Origin of the sequence: Pseudomonas sp. WS 5146 (assembly GCF_012985495.1) — a bacterium.
Lineage (GTDB): Bacteria > Pseudomonadota > Gammaproteobacteria > Pseudomonadales > Pseudomonadaceae > Aquipseudomonas > Aquipseudomonas edaphica.
This window is the reverse complement of sequence record NZ_JAAQWL010000001.1, coordinates 359,370-379,010: the sequence shown is the minus strand read 5'-3', so window position 1 is coordinate 379,010 and position 19,641 is coordinate 359,370. Positions and strand designations below refer to the sequence as shown.

Here is a 19,641-nt window from a genome sequence, read left to right as displayed (position 1 = left end):
GGCGGCGAGTGTTGCCCAGTGGCCTGCGCGACACAATCGCTAATTACAGGACAAACCGCGTGACCATGCCGTTGAGGTCCACCGCCAGGCGCGACAATTCGTGGCTGGCCGCCGAGGTCTGGGTGGCACCGGCGGCGGTCTGGGTCGACAGGTCGCGGATGTTCACCAGGCTGCGGTCGACATCGCGGGCCACCAGGGCCTGTTGCTCGGCGGCGCTGGCGATCACCAGGTTGCGTTCACTGATTTGCGAGATGGCGGCGGTGATTTTTTCCAGGGCGCTGCCGGCGTTGTTGGCCCGCTGCAAGGTCTGGCCGGCGTGCTCGGCGCTGCTGTTGAGCGCTTCGACGGTGCCTTGGGTACCTTGCTGGATGCCGTTGATCATCTGCTCGATTTCTTCGGTGGAGTCCTGGGTGCGTTGCGCCAGCGAGCGCACCTCGTCGGCCACCACTGCAAACCCACGCCCGGCCTCACCTGCGCGGGCGGCTTCGATGGCGGCATTCAGCGCCAGCAGGTTGGTTTGCCCGGCGATGCCGCGGATCACTTCCAGCACTTTGCTGATGTCCTGGGCTTGCACGGCCAACCCTTCGGCCTTGTTCGAGGCGCCGAGCACTTCGTCCACCAGGTTCTGGATCGAGCTGATGGTTTCGCTGATCTGGTAATGACCGTGCTTGCTGTCTTCGTCGGAGGCCTTGGATGCCTCGGCGCTGGACACCGCATTGGCCGCGACTTCGTCCACTGCCGCACTCATCTCGTTGACGGCGGTGGCGGCCTGTTCGATCTCATCGTTCTGCGCTTGCAAGCCACGGGTGCTCTGCTCCATCACCGAACTCATCTCTTCGGCTGCGGACGCCAGTTGCTGCGCCGACTCGCTGATGCCATGGAGGGTGGTGCGCAACTGGTCCTGCATGGTGGCCAGGGCCGTCAACAGTTGCGCCGGTTCGTCGCTGCCTTTGACCACGACGGGCTGGCTCAAATCACCACCGGCAATGGTGCGCGCCACGGCCAGGGCCTGGCCGAGCGGGGCGGTGATGCTGCGGGTCAGCAGCCAGGCGAGCAACAAGGTCGCGATCAGCGCGCACACAATGATCAGGCCGACCACCCACTGCGCGCTGGTATACATCTGCGCCGCCGCGTCTGCTGCGGTTTCCACGCCTTTTTGGTTGAAGGTAATCATGTCCTCCAGGCTTTTATTCAGGAGCGTGCCCTGCGGGCCGAGGCGCGTGCTGAGCAGGTCGATGGCGTCTTGCTGTTGATCCTTGTCGACCAGCTCCACCATCTGGCTGACGATACTGTTGTAAGTGTTCACATTGATGTTGAGCTGCTTGAGCATGGCGCGTTCGTCGTCGCCGCTGAGCAGGTCTGCGTGGTGCTCCAGCAGGGTGTTGAGTTCGCTGCGCTGGTTGGCGATCAGGCTTTTGCTGTTGTCGCGGATCCGTGATTCGTCGGTGGTCGCCATGCGCATCGACTCCAGGCGGATGCTGGCGATGCAGGCGGCAGCGTCGTGGATATTCTCGATGCTCGGCATCCACGATTCTTCAATCACCAACGCGCTTTCGCGCAGCTTGGCCATCTGCCCCAGGCCAAACATTCCGACGATCACCAGCATGCTGGCCAACACCCCAAAACTCAGGCTGGCGCGCAGACCGATCGGCATATTCCTCAATGACATCTTAGTGCTCCTTAGGCGATTTGAACCGGTTCCCGGGTCGGTCTTCAGACCTTGTTAGGTTGGGAAGGGCGCGCTATATATCAAAGTGCCATCAAGGTGGTAATCGGGGTTTCCCCTAAGTGGTATCAAGGGTGTTACATACGTTGAGAACTCACAGGTTTGCGCGGTTTCCTGGCAATGAGCGTCAAGCCCCGCAGCTCCAGGCCTGTAGCGGTGGGCGGCGCGACTTTATGGTGTTTTTGCTGACCGTACGGTCGATTGGTGAAAACTGAAAATAAATGTACAAATTGCATGATGTTGTACAGTCAGGCCGTGCAAATCATCCTTCTCCTGCCTCGATTCACTGGCTAAGCTCAGGCATCCAGATACCCGTTCGAGGTTTCCCGCATGTCGCCATCCGCCCCTGCCATTGCCCGCATGATCCTCGATGGCTTCGACGATTACCGTGAGCATTTTCGCCAGATCACCGACGGCGCCCGCGAGCGTTTCGAAAAGGCTCAGTGGCAGCAAGGGCAGGCGGCATCGGCGGCGCGGATCAATTTGTATGAAGAGAAGGTCGCTGAAGTCACGGCGCGTCTGCGTGCCCACTTCGATGAGGCGGCGTTGCTGGCAGTGGACGAGTGGCCATTGGTCAAAAGCGCGTACATCGGCCTGATCGACCTGCGTTTTGACGATGAGCTGTCCGAGACCTGGTACAACTCGATCTTTTGCGGGCTGTTCAGCCATGACCTGATCAGCGACGGCTGCATGTTCATCCACACCACGCGGCCCAGCCTGCGCCGGGCACGTGCGGCGCAAACGCGTACCTATAAGCCTGCGGGCGACCTGGCGGCGACGCTGGCGCAGATCTTCGCCGATTACCGCTTCAGCGAAGCCTACGCCGACCTCGACGGCGACCTGCGCCGCCTCCAGGCGCAGTTGCGCGAAAACCTGCCGGATTGGGTGTGCAAAGACCCGCAGCTGAGCATCGAGCTGTTTTCGTCGGTGCTTTACCGGAATAAAGGCGCCTATCTGGTTGGGCGCATTTTTACCCGCGACGAGCAGTGGCCACTGGTGATCCCGTTGTTGCACCGCGAAGGGCGCGGCATCCAGATCGATGCGCTGATCACCGACGAAGCCGATGTGTCGATCATCTTCTCCTTCACGCGCTCCTACTTCATGGTCGATGTGCCGGTGCCGGCCGAGTTTATCGGCTTTCTCAAGCGCATCCTGCCGGGCAAGCACATTGCCGAGTTGTACACCTCGATCGGGTTTTACAAACATGGCAAGTCGGAATTTTACCGCGCGTTGATCAACCACCTGGCGACCACCGATGATCAATTCATCATGGCGCCCGGCGTGCGCGGCATGGTCATGAGTGTGTTCACGCTGCCGGGCTTCAACACCGTGTTCAAGATCATCAAGGACCGTTTTTCGCCGTCGAAGAACGTCAACCGCGCCACGGTGATCGAGAAGTACCGGCTGGTCAAAAGTGTTGACCGTGTGGGGCGCATGGCCGACACCCAGGAGTTTGCCGATTTCCGTTTTCCCTTGAGCAAATTCGAGCCCGAATGCCTGGCCGAGTTACTGGAAGTCGCCGCCGGCACGGTGCAGGTGGAGGGCGATACGGTACTGATTCGCCACTGCTGGACCGAGCGGCGCATGACCCCGCTCAACCTCTACCTGGACAACGCCAACCCCGCCCAGGTGCGCGAAGCCCTGGAAGACTATGGCCTGGCGATCAAGCAACTGGCGGCGGCGAACATCTTCCCCGGCGACATGCTGCTGAAGAACTTCGGCGTCACCCGCCACGGTCGTGTGGTGTTCTATGACTATGACGAGATCTGCTTTCTCACCGAAGCCAATTTCCGCCACATCCCCGCGCCGCGCACGCCTGAAGATGAAATGGCCTCGGAGCCCTGGTACTCCATCGGCCCGCTGGACGTGTTCCCGGAAGAGTTCCCGCCGTTCCTGTTCGCCGACGCCGGCCAGCGCAAGCTGTTCGACGAGTTGCATGGTGAGTTGTACAACGCCGACTACTGGAAAGGCCTGCAGGAAGCGATTCGCGCCGGCAAGGTGATTGATGTGTTTCCGTATCGGCGCAAAGACCCGCTGTAAACGCATATACCGTTTGGGAGGAGGCTTGCTCCCGATAGCCATAGGAATTTTTAACAACGTCTGTGCGAAGTGGGCTGTTGTGGCGAGCAGGCTTGCCCTGCGTTGGGCTGCGCAGCGGCCCCAAAAACAGACTCAGAGTTCTTTCAGGAGTATCTCGGTGTCTACAATGGGGCTGCTGCGCAGCCCAGCGCAGGACAAGCCTGCTCGCCACAGAGGAGCGTGGGTTAAGACAGTTGCTCCCACATTTGATCCGGTTTACTTAGCCGTCTGCCAGATCAGCCGCTTTTCTGCCACACTTGTCGGCCGTGCATAAATAGACGACCTGCAAAGTACCTGATGACTGACCAAGCGCCCGCTATCGACCAACTGCTCAAAAACCTCGATCACGCCATGCTCGCCGACCGCCACCGCTTGCGGCGCCAGTTGCTTGAGCTGCGCAAGAAGCCCGACGAGGAGAAGCTGGCGCAGTGGGTCACGCGTATGCAGGCGTCCTGCGCCCAAGTCACCGCGCGGCGTGCCAGCCTGCCAGTGATTCGCTATGACGACAGCCTGCCGATCGCGGCCAAGCGTGACGAGATCAAAGAGGCGCTAAACAAGCATCAGGTGCTGATCATTGCCGGCGAAACCGGTTCGGGTAAAACCACCCAGTTGCCGAAGATCTGCCTGGAGATTGGGCGCGGCCAGTACGGCCTGATCGGCCACACCCAGCCGCGCCGGATTGCTGCGCGCAGCGTCGCCAGCCGGGTTGCCGAAGAGCTGGCCACGCCATTGGGCGCGCTGGTCGGCTATCAGGTGCGTTTTGAAGACCAGAGCGATTCCAACACGCTGATCAAGCTGATGACCGACGGCATTTTGCTGGCGGAAACCCAGAACGACCGTTATCTGGAACGCTACGACACCATCATCGTCGACGAAGCCCACGAACGCAGCCTGAACATCGACTTCCTGCTCGGCTACCTGAAAACCCTGCTGCCGCGCCGCCCGGACCTGAAAGTCATCATCACCTCGGCGACCATCGACCTGGAACGCTTTTCCAAGCACTTCGACGATGCGCCGATTGTCGAGGTCTCGGGCCGCACGTTCCCGGTCGACACCTGGTATCGCCCGTTGACGCTGGAGCAGGACGAGGAGGGCAACCGCGTCGAGGATGACTTGACGGTCGACCAGGCGATCCTCGCCACCCTCGACGAAATTGCCGCCTATGAGCGCAGCGAACGCCGCAGCCCCGGCGATGTGCTGGTGTTTTTGCCGGGCGAACGCGAAATTCGCGACGCCGCCGACATGCTGCGCAAGGCCCAGCTCAAACACACTGAAATTCTGCCGCTGTACGCGCGCCTGTCGCCGGCCGAACAGCAGCGGATTTTCCAGTCCCACCCAGGCCGCCGCGTGGTGTTGGCGACCAACGTTGCGGAAACCTCGCTGACCGTGCCGGGCATCCGTTATGTGATCGACAGCGGCACCGCGCGCATCAGCCGCTACAGCTACCGCGCCAAGGTGCAGCGCCTGCCGATCGAGGCGATTTCGCAGGCCAGTGCCAACCAGCGTAAAGGCCGCTGCGGCCGGGTTGAGCCGGGCATTTGCATTCGCTTGTACAGCGAAGAAGATTTTATCGGCCGTCCGGAATTTACCGACCCGGAGATCCTGCGCACCAACCTCGCCGCGGTGATCCTGCAGATGCTGCACCTGCGCCTGGGCGAAATCACCGACTTCCCGTTTATCGAACCGCCGGATGGCAAGGCGATCAGCGACGGTTTCAACCTGCTGCAAGAACTCTCGGCAGTCGACCGCAACAGCCAGCTCACGCCGCTGGGCCGCCAACTGGCGCGCTTGCCGGTGGACCCGCGCATGGGCCGCATGCTGCTCGAAGCGGCCAAGCTTGGCAGTTTGCAGGAAGTGTTGATTGTGGCCAGTGCCATGTCGATCCAGGACCCACGCGAGCGTCCGCCGGAGCGCCAGCAAGCCGCCGACCAGGCCCACGCGCAATGGAAGGATGCAGATTCGGACTTCGCCGGGCTGGTCAATCTGTGGCGCGGCTTTGAAGAACAGCGCCAGGCACTGACCGCCAGCCCATTGCGCAACTGGTGCCGCAAGAACTTCCTGAATTACCTGCGCCTGCGCGAGTGGCGTGACTCCCATCGCCAGTTGAGCCTGATCTGCCGCGATATGCAGCTGACGGTCAACAAGGAGCCGGCCGACTTTGCGAAACTGCACAAGGCGGTGCTGTCCGGTTTACTCAGCCAGATCGGCCAGAAAACCGAAGACGGCGATTACCTCGGCGCACGGCAGCGGCGCTTCTGGATTCACCCATCTTCGGGCATCGGTAAAAAACGTCCGCAATGGCTGATGACCGCCGAACTGGTGGAAACCACCAAGCTGTATGCGCGCATGGTCGCCAAGATCGATGCCGACTGGATCGAGCCGCTGGCCGGGCACCTGATCAAGAAAAACCACTTCGAACCGCACTGGGAAAAGAAGCGCGGCCAAGTGGTGGCGTTTGAGCAGATCACCCTGTTCGGGCTGATTGTGGTCGGGCGCCGGCCGGTACATTACGGGCCGATTGACCCGGTGGTGTCCCGCGAGTTGTTTATTCGTGAAGGGTTGGTACGCGGCGAGATTCAATCCCGCGCCAAGTGCCTCACGGCCAACCAGCAACTGCTGGAACAGCTCGATGAACTGGAGGCCAAGGCCCGTCGTCGCGACATTCTGGCGGATGAAGAAACCCTGTACGCCTTTTATGACGCGCGCTTGCCGGCAGAGATCCACCAGACCGCCACGTTCGACAGTTGGTACAAGGTCAACAGCCAGAAAGACCCGCAACTGCTGATCATGCGTGAAGAAGACGTGCTGGCCCGCGAGGCCAGTGAAGTCACCGCCGCGCATTACCCCGACACCCTGCACCTGGGCGACCTGGAACTGGCCCTGAGTTACCACTTTGAACCCAACCACCCCCGCGACGGCGTAACCCTGCGCGTACCGGCGCCGCTGTTGCCGGCGTTGCCGCCTGAGCGCCTGGAGTGGCTGGTGCCGGGTGTGATCGAAGCCAAGTGCATTGCGCTGGTGCGCAACTTGCCCAAGGCGCTGCGCAAGAACTTTGTGCCGGTGCCGGATTTCGTCAAGGCCGCCCTGCAACGTATCGAATTTGGCCAGGGCTCGTTGCCCCAGGCGCTGGGCCGCGAATTGCTGCGCATGACCGGCGCGCGGGTCAGCGATGAAGCCTGGGCCGAGGCGGCGCAGCAGGTGGAAAGCCACCTGAAGATGAACCTGGAGGTGGTTGACGGCCAGGGCAAGTTCCTGGGCGAAGGCCGCGACCTGGCCGAGCTGACCGCACGTTTCGCCGAGGCCAGCCAGGCCGCATTGGCTGTACCGCAAACCGCGAAAAGCCAACAGCCGGTGGAAGCCAAGGTGTTTGCCGCCGTGGCGGAAAAGACCCAGCAAAAGATTGCTGGCCTGTCGATGACGGTGTATCCGGCACTGGTCGAAGAAAACGGCACGGTCAAGGAAGGGCGTTTCTCCACTGCCGCCGAAGCCGAGTTTCAGCACCGCCGCGCCTTGCAGCGCCTGCTCATGCAGCAACTGGCGGAACCGGCAAAATTCCTGCGCGGCAAATTGCCTGGGTTGACTGAGCTGGGCCTGATGTACCGCGAGCTGGGGCGCATTGATGCGCTGGTGGAAGATATTCTGTTGGCCAGCCTCGACACCTGCGTGCTCGAAGGCGAAGCCAGCCTGCCGCGTGACGGCGCGGGTCTGGCTGCGTTGGCCGAACGCAAGCGCGGCAGTTGGACCGAACACGCCGAACGCCTGGCGCGCTTGACCCTGGACGTGCTGAAACTCTGGCATGGCTTGCAGAAACGCTTCAAAGGCAAGATCGACCTGGCCCAGGCGGTGGCGTTGAACGACATCAAACAGCAACTCAGCAACCTGGTGTATCCCGGTTTTGTGCGCGAAACCCCGGCGCAGTGGTTCAAGGAATTGCCGCGCTTTCTCAAGGCCATCGAGCTGCGCCTGGAGAAGTTGCCAAGCCAGGTGCAAAAAGATCGGGTCTGGAGCTCGGAGTTGGGCGGCCTGTGGGCGCAGTACCAGAACCGCCTGAGCAAACACGCCCAGGAAGGCAAGCGTGACCCGCAGCTGGAACTTTACCGCTGGTGGTTGGAGGAATACAGGGTGTCGCTGTTTGCCCAGCAGTTGGGCACCAAGGTGCCGATTTCCGATAAGCGTTTGAGCAAACAGTGGAGCCTGGTCGAGGCCTGAGTTCTTCCTCGATCCTCCAGGCAACGCCCAAGCCAGCTCCCACAGTGGATTGCGGGGGTTAATCCTGGGGATGGCGCCAAATGCGCGAGGTTGTGGCAAACTTCGCAGTCATAAAGACCGGTAACGCCGCGAAACACTGTGGTGCGATGGGATAAAGCGTTGCCAGTTTGATGCCCGCTGGAGGGTATCGAACGAATTAAAGTTTGGTACGACGGTACCAATATCTTCTCTGCCTGACAGATTTAGAGGAACGACCGTGCATAACGTCGTCATCAGCGGCACTGGCCTGTACACCCCGGCCAACAGCATCTCCAACGAAGAGCTGGTGCAGTCTTTCAATGCTTACGTGCAACAGTTCAATTCAGACAACGCTGCCGCCATCGAGCGCGGTGACGTGCAGGCATTGACCGAGTCCAGCGCCGCCTTTATCGAGAAAGCGTCGGGCATCAAGAGCCGCTTTGTGATGGACAAGGACGGCATCCTTGACCCACAGCGCATGGCCCCGTGCTTGCCCGAGCGCAGCAACGACGAGTGGTCGGTACTCTGCCAGATGGCCGTCGGCGCCGCCGAACAAGCCCTGCAGCGCGCCGGCAAGACCGCCGCCGACATCGATGGCGTGATCGTCGCCTGCTCCAACCTGCAGCGCGCCTACCCGGCCATCGCCATTGAAGTCCAGGAAGCCCTGGGCATCCTGGGTTTCGGCTTCGACATGAACGTGGCATGTTCCTCGGCCACCTTCGGCATCCAGAACGCTGCCAACAGCATCCAACTGGGCCAGGCCCGGGCGATCCTGATGGTCAACCCGGAAGTCTGCACCGGCCACTTGAATTTTCGCGACCGCGACAGCCATTTCATCTTCGGTGATGCGGCCACGGCGGTGATTCTTGAGCGTGCTGATCTGGCGACCTCCGAGCACCAGTTCGACGTGGTCAGCACCAAGCTGCTGACCAAGTTTTCCAATAACATCCGTAACAACTTCGGTTTCCTCAACCGTACCGCCGAAGAAGGCATCGGCGCGCCGGACAAGCTGTTCGTGCAGGAAGGCCGCAAAGTCTTCCGTGATGTCTGCCCGATGGTTGCCGAGTTGATCGGTGTACACCTGCAAGAAAACCAACTGAGCGTGACCGACGTGAAGCGCTTCTGGCTGCACCAGGCCAACCTGAGCATGAACCACCTGATTGTGAAGAAGCTGCTGGGCCGCGAAGCCTCGGTGGAAGAAGCGCCGGTGATCCTTGATACATACGCCAATACCAGCTCGGCGGGCTCGGTGATCGCGTTTCACACCTATCAGGACGATCTGCCCAAGGGCTCGGTTGCAGTGCTCAGCTCGTTCGGTGCGGGTTACTCGATCGGCAGCGTGATCCTGCGCAAGCGCTAATCTTGTGGGAGCTGGCTTGCCTGCGATGGCATCACTGTGGTGTGACTGATCCACCGAGGTGCCTGCATCGCAGGCAAGCCAGCTCCCACATTGATCCTATTTCCAAGGCAAGATCGAGGTTTGAATGGCAGCAGCGGACGACGCGCACCTGCTTGAACGGCTGCTCAAGGGCGAGCAGCGGGCCTACAAGGAACTGGTCACCACCTACCAGAGCGCCATGCGCGCGGTTGCCTATGCCATTGTCGGCCAGCGCCACGCCGATGAAGTGGTGCAAGACGCCTGGTTGTCAGTGGTACGCAACCTGGCCAAGTTCGAAGGGCGCTCCAGCCTCAAAACCTGGCTGCTGACCATCACCGCCAATTCTGCCAAGGGCCGCTACAAACAGAATCGCCGGGAAGTATTGCTCGACGATTTGCCTTCGCCCCACGGCACCATTGGCGATGACCGCTTCGTCCCCGACGACGGCCACTGGGCCGTTGCGCCTTACGCCTGGCACCAGGACACCCCGGAAGCCTTGCTGACCGAGGATGAACTGCGCAAATGCCTGGAGCATACAATCCTGAGCTTGTCGGAGCTGCAAAGCAGCGTACTGGTGTTGCGTGAACGTCAGGGCCTGGAGTTGGAGGAGATTTGTAATCTTCTGACCCTCTCGCTCTCCAATGTCCGTGTGCTGTTGCATCGAGCACGGCTTAAAGTCTTCGCCACGGTGGAGCATTTTGAGGAAACGGGCGAATGTTGACCTGTAAGGAACAAGTGGCGCGGTCCAGTGACTACCTCGATGGGCAATTGACCTTTCGAGAGCGTTTGCTGGTGCGTCATCACTTGATGTTCTGCCCCAACTGCCGGCGATTTATTCGTCAGATGCGCCTGATGCAGGCGACTTTGAAGATCATGCCGGAGGAGCCGGTAAAGGACGCTGATGCACTGGCTGATCGGCTGGTGGCCGAAAGGCTCAAAGATCAGTAACGGTGGGAAAGAGGCAGGCTCGCGTGGGTGAGTCTAACGGATGATGGGGATCGACCCACCCACGCAAGGCTGTTGAAACCCCCTCGGGCCGTCCTGGCCCAAGGGTTATTGCATGCACATTTAGAACTTGGCTTCAGCATCCAACTGCAAGGTGTTGGTGTTGGCATCACGCTGCGTGCGGCTGGCGTAGTCAGCCTTGGTCAGGAAGTACGTGGCGCCGAGGGCGAAGTTCTTGTCGATGTCGTAGCTGACTTTGAGCTTGTGACCGCGCGAACCGGTGGTGCCGTTGGCGAAGTCCGAATCGGTGAAGGCGCCAACCACTGCATCACGTTGCGTATCGCGGTAGTTGTAGTCCAGGTTGAAACCGAACACCTTGGATTTGGCACCGATCAACCAGGCGGTGTCCTGGTCGGTCACCGCATCGTTGTTTTTCACGTACTGGCCGTAGAACGCCAAAGGCACGGCCAGGCCGCCGATGTCGGCTTGGGCAAAGCCTTCATACAGGCGGAATTCGTTGTTGGCCGAGTTGCCGTTGACCGCCAGCGCGCATGGCGTGGTGGTGGTTGTGCAGCGGCTGTCCTTGTCGTTCTGGTAGGCGTAGACGCTGCCGCCCAGGGTCATTTTCAGGTTGTCGGTGAGCGAGAAGCGCGTGCCCAACTGGCCGGAGGTCAGGCGCAGGTCGTGGCGAAATTGCACGCCGTCGCCGTCTACGTTGTCCTTGAGGTTGTAGTTACCCAGGCTGCCGAACAGCTCGGCGCTGCCGCCCAATGGGTACTTGTAGGTGACGGCCAGGCCTTCAGGGTTGATGTCGCTATCCCAGATCACGTCGCCCATGTTTACCCACGGCTGCAGCATCTTGCCGCCGATCACGTGCAGGTTCTTGATCTGGTCCGGGTGGTAGTCGATGTAGCCCAGGTCCAGCCAGATCGACTTCTTGTCGAAGTAGTTGTCCTGGTCCTGGTTGGTGGAGCGCGCGTCGTCGCTGCTGCCGGTGGCTACGCGGATGCCGGTGTCGACCTGGGAGTTGATTTCGGTGTAGGCACCCAGGCGGGCACGGATGCGCTGACGGTCTTTGTCGCGGCCGCCGTTGTTGGATTCGCCCTGGATCTTCACGGTTTCCTGACGGAAGCGCACATCACCCTTGAGCTGAGTGCGTGCGGCCCAGGCCAGCTTCTGATCGAAGACGCTGAGGTCGTTGGTTTTTTTCGCGGTGGCCGCGATCTGCTCGTTGGTCTCTTGTTGAGCTTGCTGTGCGATCTGCTTTTCTTTCTGGTCCTTGGCTAATTCCGTTTGCAGTTCGGTGTACTGCGCAGCGGTGATCTGGCCGTTGGCCTTGAGCATGTCGAGCAATTTAGCGTCGACTGCAGCGCTGGCCGGAACGCTCAGGGCCAGCAACAGGCCGCCACACAGGGCCGCCGCAGTTTTAGTGGAAGCAAGACGCATATCAATCTCCGAAAGTGAGGAGGGATGGCAAACCATCCAGGACACAACCGACCGATGACGGACGGAAAATAGCCGCCTGGTAGAACCAGGCGCTCTAAAAACAGGCGTCAGTATCGCGATCGTTTATGACGGAGTAGTGGCTAAGTGATTTCACCTAGATGACAAATTATTTAATCTGGAACTAATTGTTTCTAGGTTTGTCGCGCTCGTTTCGAGGTGTGCCTGGCGCCGCGATAGGCGATACTCGCCAGGCTTTCACGCCAAGAAACAGTGAGGATGCCGATGCCGCTGCAACGCCTGGACAAGCTGTCTGCAATCGCCCCGCAAGTCTGGGATGCCCTGGTGCCGCAGGCCCAACCCTTTGTGCGGCACGCCTTTCTGAGTGCCCTGGAAGACAGCGCCAGCCTGGGCCCGCAGTCCGGTTGGCAGCCCGAGCATTTGCTGCATTGGGAAGGCGAGCGGCTGGTGGCGGCCCTGCCCAGCTACCGCAAGTGGCACTCCTACGGCGAGTACGTGTTTGATCATGGCTGGGCGGATGCGTGCGCGCGCGCGGGCATCGAGTACTACCCCAAGTTGCTGACGGCGGTGCCGTTCAGTCCGGTGAGTGGCCCACGTTTGTTGGCCAGGAATGCCGAGGACGGGGTTGAACTGCTGGGTAGCTTGCCCGGGTATCTGGAAATCGAAGGGCTCTCCAGTGCCCATATCAACTTCACCGACCCGTTGGCCGATGCCGCATTAGCTGGGCAGACGGGTTGGTTGCAGCGCCTGGGCTGCCAGTTCCATTGGCAAAACCGCGGCTATCGCGACTTCCAGGACTTCCTCGATGCCTTGAGTTCACGCAAGCGCAAACAAATGCGCAAAGAGCGCGAGCAAGTGGCGGGGCAGGGCATCGATTTTGAATGGTTGCAAGGCCACGAGTTAAGCGAGGCGCAGTGGGATTTTGTCTACGCCTGTTACGCCAACACCTACGCGGTGCGTCGCCAGTCACCCTACCTGACCCGCGCCTTTTTCAGCCTGCTGGCCGAACGCATGCCCGAGGCGATCCGCGTGGTGCTGGCCAAACAAGGCGCACGCCCGGTGGCCATGGCCTTCAGCCTGATCGGTGGCGACAGTTTCTATGGCCGCTACTGGGGCTGCCTGGCGGAGTTCGACCGCCTGCACTTCGAAACCTGCTTCTACCAAGGTATGGACTACGCCATCGCCCACGGCCTGCAACGTTTTGACGCTGGCGCCCAGGGCGAACACAAGTTGATTCGCGGCTTTGAACCGGTGATCACACGGTCATGGCACTACCTGCGCCATCCGGGTTTGAAGAATGCCGTGGAAGACTTTCTGGAGCGCGAGCGGGTTGGGATTCTGGCGTATGCCGAAGAGGCAAGGGCAGCCCTGCCTTATCGGCAGGGCTGAACCCGTTTGCCTCAGGCTGGCTGCTCCTTGCCCAGCCATCGATAGGTCACGCCGCCGATTACAGCACCGAGGATCGGCGCCAGCCAGAACATCCACAACTGCTGGATCGCCCATCCGCCGACGATCAGTGCCGGGCCGGTACTGCGGGCCGGGTTGACCGAAGTGTTGGTCACGGGAATGGAGATCAAGTGGATCAAGGTCAAGGCCAGGCCGATGGCGATGGGTGCAAGACCCGGCGGAGCACGACGGTCGGTGGCGCCGAGGATGATCAGCACGAACATCGCCGTCATCACCAGCTCACAGACAAACCCCGCAGCCATCGAGTAGCCACCCGGCGAATGCTCGCCGTAGCCGTTGGAGGCCAGGCCCGACGCCAGTTCGAACCCCGGCTTGCCACTGGCAATGAAGTACAACAGCGCAGCGGCGACAGTGGCGCCGATTACCTGCGCGACGATGTAAGCCGGTAACTCCCTGGCCGGAAACCGCCCGCCCACGACCAGCCCCACTGACACTGCCGGGTTGAGGTGGCACCCGCTGATATGCCCGATGGCAAACGCCATGGTCAGCACCGTCAGCCCGAAGGCCAGGGCCACACCGAGGAACCCGATCCCGACGGCGGGAAACGCTGCGGCCAACACCGCACTCCCGCAACCGCCCAACACCAGCCAAAACGTACCTAACCCCTCTGTGATTGAACGTTTGAACAAAGACATGCGACACGTCCTTGATAGATAGCTCTACCGAATCAGCAAATCAGTGATGCTCCCTGCAGATTTACTTCAGCGCCCCTCTAGGCACTGCACTGATTACAGCACGCTTTTGATACAAATCCAGGCCATAAAAAAAGCGCCAGGGGCCCGTGGATTAGGGGCTTGGCGCTGATTAAAGGTGGGAGCTGGCTTGCCTGCGATTGCGGTGTGCCAGATAACCAATTCGGTACTGACAGTGCGCTATCGCAGGCAAGCCAGCTCCCACACTGTTTTGCGGTGTGTTTTTAATCGATGCCGACGAACCCACCCGTTTGGTGCTGCCACAACCTGGCATACAAGCCGCCATGGGCCAGCAGTTCGGCATGGCTGCCGGTCTCGGCAATCTGGCCTTTCTCCAGCACTACCAGCCGGTCCATGCGCGCAATGGTCGACAATCGGTGCGCAATCGCAATCACCGTCTTGCCTTGCATTAAGGTCTCCAGGCTTTCCTGAATCGCCGCTTCCACTTCCGAATCGAGTGCCGAGGTGGCCTCGTCCATGATCAGAAGCGGCGCGTCCTTGAGCAGCACCCGCGCAATGGCAATGCGCTGACGTTGCCCGCCCGAGAGTTTCACCCCGCGCTCGCCCACGTGCGCATCCAGCCCTGTGCGCCCTTCGGCATCCGACAGCAGCGGGATGAATTCATCGGCGCGGGCTTTGTGGATGGCGGCGTTGAGTTCCTCATCGGTGGCATCCGGCTTGCCGTACAGCAAGTTGTCACGGATCGAGCGGTGCAGCAGCGAGGTGTCCTGGGTGATCATGCCGATCTGTGCACGCAAGGACTCCTGGGCGACTTCGGCGATGTTCTGGCCGTCGATCAGGATGCGCCCGCCTTGCAGGTCGTACAGGCGCAGCAGCAAGTTGACCAGGGTTGATTTGCCCGCACCGGAGGGGCCGATCAGGCCGATTTTCTCACCGGCCTTGATCTGAAGGTTCAGGCCGCCAATGATCCCGCTCTTTTTGCCATAGTGGAAATCCACCTGCTCGAAACGCACTTCGCCGTGCGGCACGTTCAGGCGCGGGGCATTGTCGCGGTCGGTCACTGCCAGCGGTGCAGCGATGGTTTTCAGGCCGTCCTGCACCATGCCGATGTTTTCGAAGATGCCGTTGACCACCCACATGATCCAGCCGGACATGTTGACGATACGGATCACCAGGCCTGTGGCGAGGGCGATGGCGCCCACCGAAATCAGTGACTGCGTCCACAGCCACAACGCCAGGCCGGTGGTGGTGACGATCAGCACGCCGTTCAAGGTGCAGATCACCACGTCCATGCTGGTGAGCACGCGCGCGGCCAACTGGGTTTTTTCGGTCTGCTCGATGATCGCTTCCTTGGCGTATTCCTGCTCATTTTGCGTATGGGCGAACAGCTTCAAGGTGGTGATGTTGGTGTAGCCGTCGACAATGCGGCCCATCAATTTGGAGCGCGCCTCGGAGGAAATCACCGAGCGTTCTTTCACGCGAGGCACGAAGTAACGCAACGCCAGGCTGTAAAGAATGATCCAGGTGATCAGCGGGATCATCAGGCGCCAGTCCGCCTCGGCAAACAGCACCAGGGCGCTGATGGCGTAGATCGACACATGCCAGATGGCTTCCGCGGTCGCCACTGCCGAATCGCGCAAGGAGTTGCCGGTTTGCATGATGCGCTGGGCAATGCGCCCGGCGAAATCGTTCTGGAAGAAGTTCAAGCTCTGCTTGAGTACGTAGCTATGGTTCTGCCAGCGGATCAGGCTGGTCATGCCGGGGTTGATGGTCTGGTGCACCAGTAAGTCATGCAGGCCATTGAAGATCGGGCGCAGCAGCAGGGCAACCACGGCCATCCAGATCAGCTCGGCGCTGTGAATCTGGAAGAAGTTGGCGGGCGGCGTGCCTTGGGCCAAATCGATAATGCGGCTCAGGTAGCTGAACAATGCCACTTCGATCAACGCGCCGATCAGGCCGACCACCAGCAAGGCGGCAAAACTTGGCCACACCTGGCGCAGGTAGTAGAGGTAGAAGGGCAGGACTTTATCAGGAGGGGCGGCGCTGGGAGCGTCGCGGAAAATGTCGATCAGTTGTTCAAAGCGACGATAGAGCATTCAGTCTGACGCCCGCGTTGCGGGCTCTCCTTTCAAATGCGCACGCGGCGTTGTGGGCCGCGTGCGGAGCTTGCTGCGGACCTCAGTCGATGCGCTTGGCCGACTTGATCACAACAGGATCGATTGGCACGTTCTGCATGCCTTGCTTGGTAGTGGTTTGCGAGTTGACGATGACGTCGACAACGTCCATGCCCTTAACCACTTTGGCGAACACGGCATAGCCCGCATCACGGCCTGGGTCGAGGAAGGCATTGTCAGCCACGTTGATGAAGAATTGGCTGGTGGCCGAATTTGGATCGTTGGTACGTGCCATCGACAAGGTGCCGCGAACGTTATGCAGGCCGTTGCTGGCTTCGTTCTTGATCGGTGCTTCGGTCGGCTTCTGCGACATCTGCGCGGTGAAACCGCCGCCCTGGACCATGAAACCCGGGATCACGCGGTGGAAAATGGTGTTGGTGTAGAAGCCTTTGTCGACATAGGCCAGGAAGTTCTTGGTACTGATCGGCGCCTTGACCGGGTCCAGTTCGATTTCAATGTCGCCATTGGTGGTGGTGATCAGGACGTGAGGGGCCTTGGCAGGCTCAGCAGCCATCAGGTTGGCTGCGAACAATACGGAGCCGGCAAAGAAGGCGATTTTTTTCAGCATGGGTCAGTGATCCTGGGTAGTGGTTTCGACTGTCTTTAGAAAATCGAGCAAGGTAGCGTTAAAGACTTCGGGTTGATCCAAGGGCGTGGCATGGCGGGAATCTTCGATTACCACCAGCCGCGCATCGGGCAGCAGTTTTACATAGTTTTCTTTCTGCGCCACGGGGGTGTAGTCGTGGTCGGCGCTGATGACCAGGGTAGGACAGGTAATTCTGGAAAGTTGTTCCTGCACGCCCCAGCCGACAATCGCATCGAAGCTGGCGAGATAAGCACGTTTGTCGTTTTTTGCCCAGCGTTCGGCCATTTTGCGCCGCAGGTCGGCTTGCTCGGGTTTGGGGAACAGCCGATCGCCCAGCGCTTTGCCGATGGTGGCAAGGCTGAGCACGCGCGCCAGGCTCCAGCGCTTGGCCCATTGCCAGTAATCATCGGCGCTGCGCACCTTGACCTCGGGCGCGCTGTTGACGATGCACAGGCTCTTGACCTGAGCGGGGTCGTCCACGGCCAGCTGGAATGCGATCATGCCGCCCATGGATAAACCCACCACATGGGCGGGCGGCAGGTTCAGGTGTTCGATCAACGCCACCAGATCGAAGGTAAAACCCTGGATGCTGTAGCGTTCGCGGGGTTTGTCGGAGCGACCGTGACCGCGTATATCCACCACGATCAGGCGGTAATGCCGGGCCAGGACCGGAATCTGCAGTTCCCAATCCTGGCTGCTGGAGCCCAGGCCGTGGATCAGGATCAGCGGAGCGCCGTGACCGTATTCCTCGTAATGCAGGCTGCAGCCTTCGTGGTCGAACCAGGCCATGGGTGAACTCCGTCTCAGGCTTGCTGGGGGGCGGCGAAAGGTGCGTCCAGGGGAGCGGTGTCGAAGGTGCGCAACAAATCGATAAGAATCTGCGTGGCCGGCCCCAGGGGTTTGTCTTTGTTCGAGTACAGGTAGAACGTCGGGTTGCGGCTGCCGCCCTTTTCCAATGGCAGCTGCTTGAGCAGGCCATCCTTGAGTTCGCGTTCGATCAGGTGTCGGGGCAACCAGGCGAAGCCCAGGCCGCTGCTGACGAAGGTGGCGGCGGTGGGCAAGCTGCCGACGGTCCAGCGCTGTTCGGCGCCGAGCCAGCCGACGTCGCGCGGCTGCTGGCGGCCAGAGTCACGGATCACCACTTGCATCTGGCTTTCCAGGTCCTGGAAGCTCAACTCGCGGTTCAGGCGATGCAGTGAGTGGTCGGGGTGGGCCACAGCGATAAATTCCACGTCGCTCATTTCGGTGCCCAGGTAGCCTGGAATGATGAAGCCGCTGATGGCCAGGTCCGCCATGCCATCCATCAACAGCTCTTCAACGCCCGACAGCACCTCCTCACGCAGGCGCACGCGGCAGCCACGGCTCTGCGGCATAAAGGCGGTGAGGGCGCGCACCAGGCGTGCATTCGGGTAGGCGGCGTCCACCACCAGGCGTACTTCGGCTTCCCAGCCCTGTTCCATATGATGGGCGAGGTCTTCCAGTTGGCTGGCGTTTTTGACCAGTTGCCGCGAGCGGCGCAACAGCACTTCACCGGCCTCGGTGAGCACGGCCTTGCGTCCGTCGATGCGCAGCAATGGCACGCCGAGCTGGTCTTGCATGCGGGCCACGGTGTAGCTCACCGAGGACTGCGAACGGTGCAGTGCTTCAGCCGCCTGGGCGAAGCCACCGTGGTCGACCACAGCCTGCAGCGTGCGCCATTGATCGAGGGTAACGCGGGGCGCTTTCAAGATGAGCTCCTCTTGTCCTAAGCTGGCGGTCCTTATTGGAGACTGCCGAATGAGAAAATTCTGTTGTGTGTTGCTGGCGCTGCTGCCGATGAGCGCGTTTGCATTCAGCACCGATGTGACGAAAGACATTCAGGGTGTGAAGATCGATTACAGCGCCTCGGATGTCGACAGCAATATTAGTTCGATCCGACTGACCAATTACGGCTCAAATGATGCGGAGTGCAAGGTGCGTTTTACCAACGGCCCGGAAGCCCCGCGTACTCGCAAGGTCACAGTTGCGGCGGGGAAAACCACCAACACCACGGTGAATTTCAGCCGCGCCATTATCAAAATGCGTATCGCACTGACCTGCACCCCAAAATAAACCGGCAGCGGAGCATGCCCACAGCAATACTCCGCTTATAAACAAATTTATAGATGGGTTATAGCAGTTTTTTACGCTTTTTTATCGAATTGGCTCTGTTTAATCTTCACTCCATCGTCTTACAGCATTTACAGATGGAGCCTACCCAGCCATGTCCAATGTTCTGATCATCGAAAGCAGCGCCCGCCAGCAGGATTCGATCTCCCGCCAGCTGACTCAACAGTTCATCAGCCAATGGCAGGCCGCCCACCCGGCGGATCAAATCACTGTGCGTGATGTGGCCCTCAACCCGGTTCCGCACCTGGACGCCAACCTGCTCGGCGGCTGGATGAAACCCGCCGACCAGCGCAGCCGCGTCGAGCAGGCGTCCCTGGACCGCTCCAACGAACTGACCGACGAATTGCTCGCCGCCGATGTGCTGGTGATGGCCGCGCCGATGTACAACTTCGCCATTCCCAGCACCCTCAAAGCCTGGCTGGACCACGTGTTGCGTGCCGGTGTGACCTTCAAGTACACCGCCACCGGCCCGCAGGGTTTGCTGACCGGCAAGCGCGCTATTGTGCTGACCGCACGCGGTGGCATCCACACCGGCGCCAGCTCCGACCATCAGGAGCCGTACCTGCGCCAGGTCATGGCCTTTATCGGGATTCATGACGTCACCTTCATTCATGCCGAAGGCGTGAACTTGAGCGGTGACTTCCAGGAGAAGGGCATCAACCACGCCAAAGCGCTGCTGGCACAGGTCGCCTGACGTTTTAATCGTCACATAATCGCGTGGTGTTTATATCGCTCCACGCAAACCCTTCAAGTACGCGTATCGAACCTCCCTTTGCACTTGTTGCTCCTGAGTG

The 19,641-nt window shown here is 60.4% G+C and carries 15 protein-coding genes; 8 read left to right on the top strand and 7 right to left on the bottom strand.

Annotated features, from left to right (window positions below; genetic code table 11):
• Positions 1-43: 43 nt before the first annotated feature.
• Positions 44-1,606 carry a methyl-accepting chemotaxis protein gene (locus HBO41_RS01630; protein ID WP_371318499.1) on the bottom strand — a complete coding sequence of 521 codons (1,563 nt, stop codon included), beginning with the start codon at positions 1,604-1,606 and terminating at the stop codon, positions 44-46.
• A gap of 450 nt (positions 1,607-2,056) precedes the next feature.
• On the opposite strand from HBO41_RS01630, the gene aceK reads away from it, so the two are divergent.
• From aceK to HBO41_RS01605, 5 genes are all read left to right on the top strand, one after another.
• Entirely contained in the window at positions 2,057-3,766 is a 1,710-nt protein-coding gene (gene aceK / locus HBO41_RS01625) for a bifunctional isocitrate dehydrogenase kinase/phosphatase (protein ID WP_099548841.1), read from the top strand.
• 336 nt (positions 3,767-4,102) lie between these two features.
• Positions 4,103-8,014, top strand: coding sequence for an ATP-dependent RNA helicase HrpA (gene hrpA / locus HBO41_RS01620; protein ID WP_169984865.1), 3,912 nt, complete (start codon positions 4,103-4,105; stop codon positions 8,012-8,014).
• Between the two features lie 256 nt (positions 8,015-8,270).
• Positions 8,271-9,392, top strand: coding sequence for a beta-ketoacyl-ACP synthase III (locus HBO41_RS01615; protein WP_169984863.1), 1,122 nt, complete (start codon positions 8,271-8,273; stop codon positions 9,390-9,392).
• A 124-nt stretch (positions 9,393-9,516) separates the two neighbouring features.
• On the top strand, positions 9,517-10,131 hold the full coding sequence (locus tag HBO41_RS01610; protein ID WP_016973332.1) for an RNA polymerase sigma factor: 615 nt from the start codon (positions 9,517-9,519) through the stop codon (positions 10,129-10,131).
• Complete coding sequence (locus HBO41_RS01605; RefSeq protein WP_017134841.1) at positions 10,125-10,358, top strand: anti-sigma factor; 234 nt, start codon at positions 10,125-10,127, stop codon at positions 10,356-10,358. Before HBO41_RS01610 ends, HBO41_RS01605 begins: the two co-directional genes overlap by 7 nt.
• Before the next feature lie 120 nt (positions 10,359-10,478).
• Here HBO41_RS01605 and HBO41_RS01600 read toward each other — a convergent pair whose 3' ends face one another.
• The gene (locus HBO41_RS01600; RefSeq protein ID WP_017134842.1) at positions 10,479-11,801 is read right to left on the bottom strand and encodes a putative porin; all 1,323 of its coding nucleotides are present in this window, start codon (positions 11,799-11,801) and stop codon (positions 10,479-10,481) included.
• A 282-nt stretch (positions 11,802-12,083) separates the two neighbouring features.
• Between HBO41_RS01600 and HBO41_RS01595 the strand changes: the two genes are divergently transcribed.
• Positions 12,084-13,208, top strand: coding sequence for a GNAT family N-acetyltransferase (locus tag HBO41_RS01595; RefSeq protein ID WP_169984861.1), 1,125 nt, complete (start codon positions 12,084-12,086; stop codon positions 13,206-13,208).
• An 11-nt stretch (positions 13,209-13,219) separates the two neighbouring features.
• Here HBO41_RS01595 and aqpZ read toward each other — a convergent pair whose 3' ends face one another.
• The 5 genes from aqpZ to HBO41_RS01570 all read right to left on the bottom strand — a co-directional run bounded on the left by aqpZ (position 13,220) and on the right by HBO41_RS01570 (position 18,426).
• A complete protein-coding gene (gene aqpZ / locus HBO41_RS01590) occupies positions 13,220-13,921 on the bottom strand; it encodes an aquaporin Z (protein ID WP_017134844.1) in 702 nt (233 codons plus the stop codon).
• Between the two features lie 281 nt (positions 13,922-14,202).
• Positions 14,203-16,035, bottom strand: coding sequence for an ABC transporter ATP-binding protein (locus tag HBO41_RS01585; RefSeq protein ID WP_017134845.1), 1,833 nt, complete (start codon positions 16,033-16,035; stop codon positions 14,203-14,205).
• A gap of 82 nt (positions 16,036-16,117) precedes the next feature.
• Positions 16,118-16,681 (bottom strand): peptidylprolyl isomerase A, encoded by a 564-nt coding sequence (locus HBO41_RS01580; RefSeq protein ID WP_016979352.1) that lies wholly within the window; start codon positions 16,679-16,681, stop codon positions 16,118-16,120.
• Between the two features lie 3 nt (positions 16,682-16,684).
• On the bottom strand, positions 16,685-17,488 hold the full coding sequence (locus tag HBO41_RS01575) for an alpha/beta fold hydrolase (protein WP_017134846.1): 804 nt from the start codon (positions 17,486-17,488) through the stop codon (positions 16,685-16,687).
• Between the two features lie 14 nt (positions 17,489-17,502).
• Positions 17,503-18,426, bottom strand: a complete 924-nt coding sequence (locus HBO41_RS01570; RefSeq protein ID WP_017134847.1) for a LysR family transcriptional regulator — start codon at positions 18,424-18,426, stop codon at positions 17,503-17,505.
• Positions 18,427-18,475: 49 nt separating this feature from the next.
• On the opposite strand from HBO41_RS01570, the gene HBO41_RS01565 reads away from it, so the two are divergent.
• Positions 18,476-18,790, top strand: a complete 315-nt coding sequence (locus HBO41_RS01565; RefSeq protein WP_169984859.1) for a 3-phosphoglycerate kinase — start codon at positions 18,476-18,478, stop codon at positions 18,788-18,790.
• A gap of 151 nt (positions 18,791-18,941) precedes the next feature.
• A complete protein-coding gene (locus tag HBO41_RS01560) occupies positions 18,942-19,541 on the top strand; it encodes an FMN-dependent NADH-azoreductase (RefSeq protein ID WP_017134849.1) in 600 nt (199 codons plus the stop codon).
• The last annotated feature ends 100 nt before the right edge of the window (positions 19,542-19,641 follow it).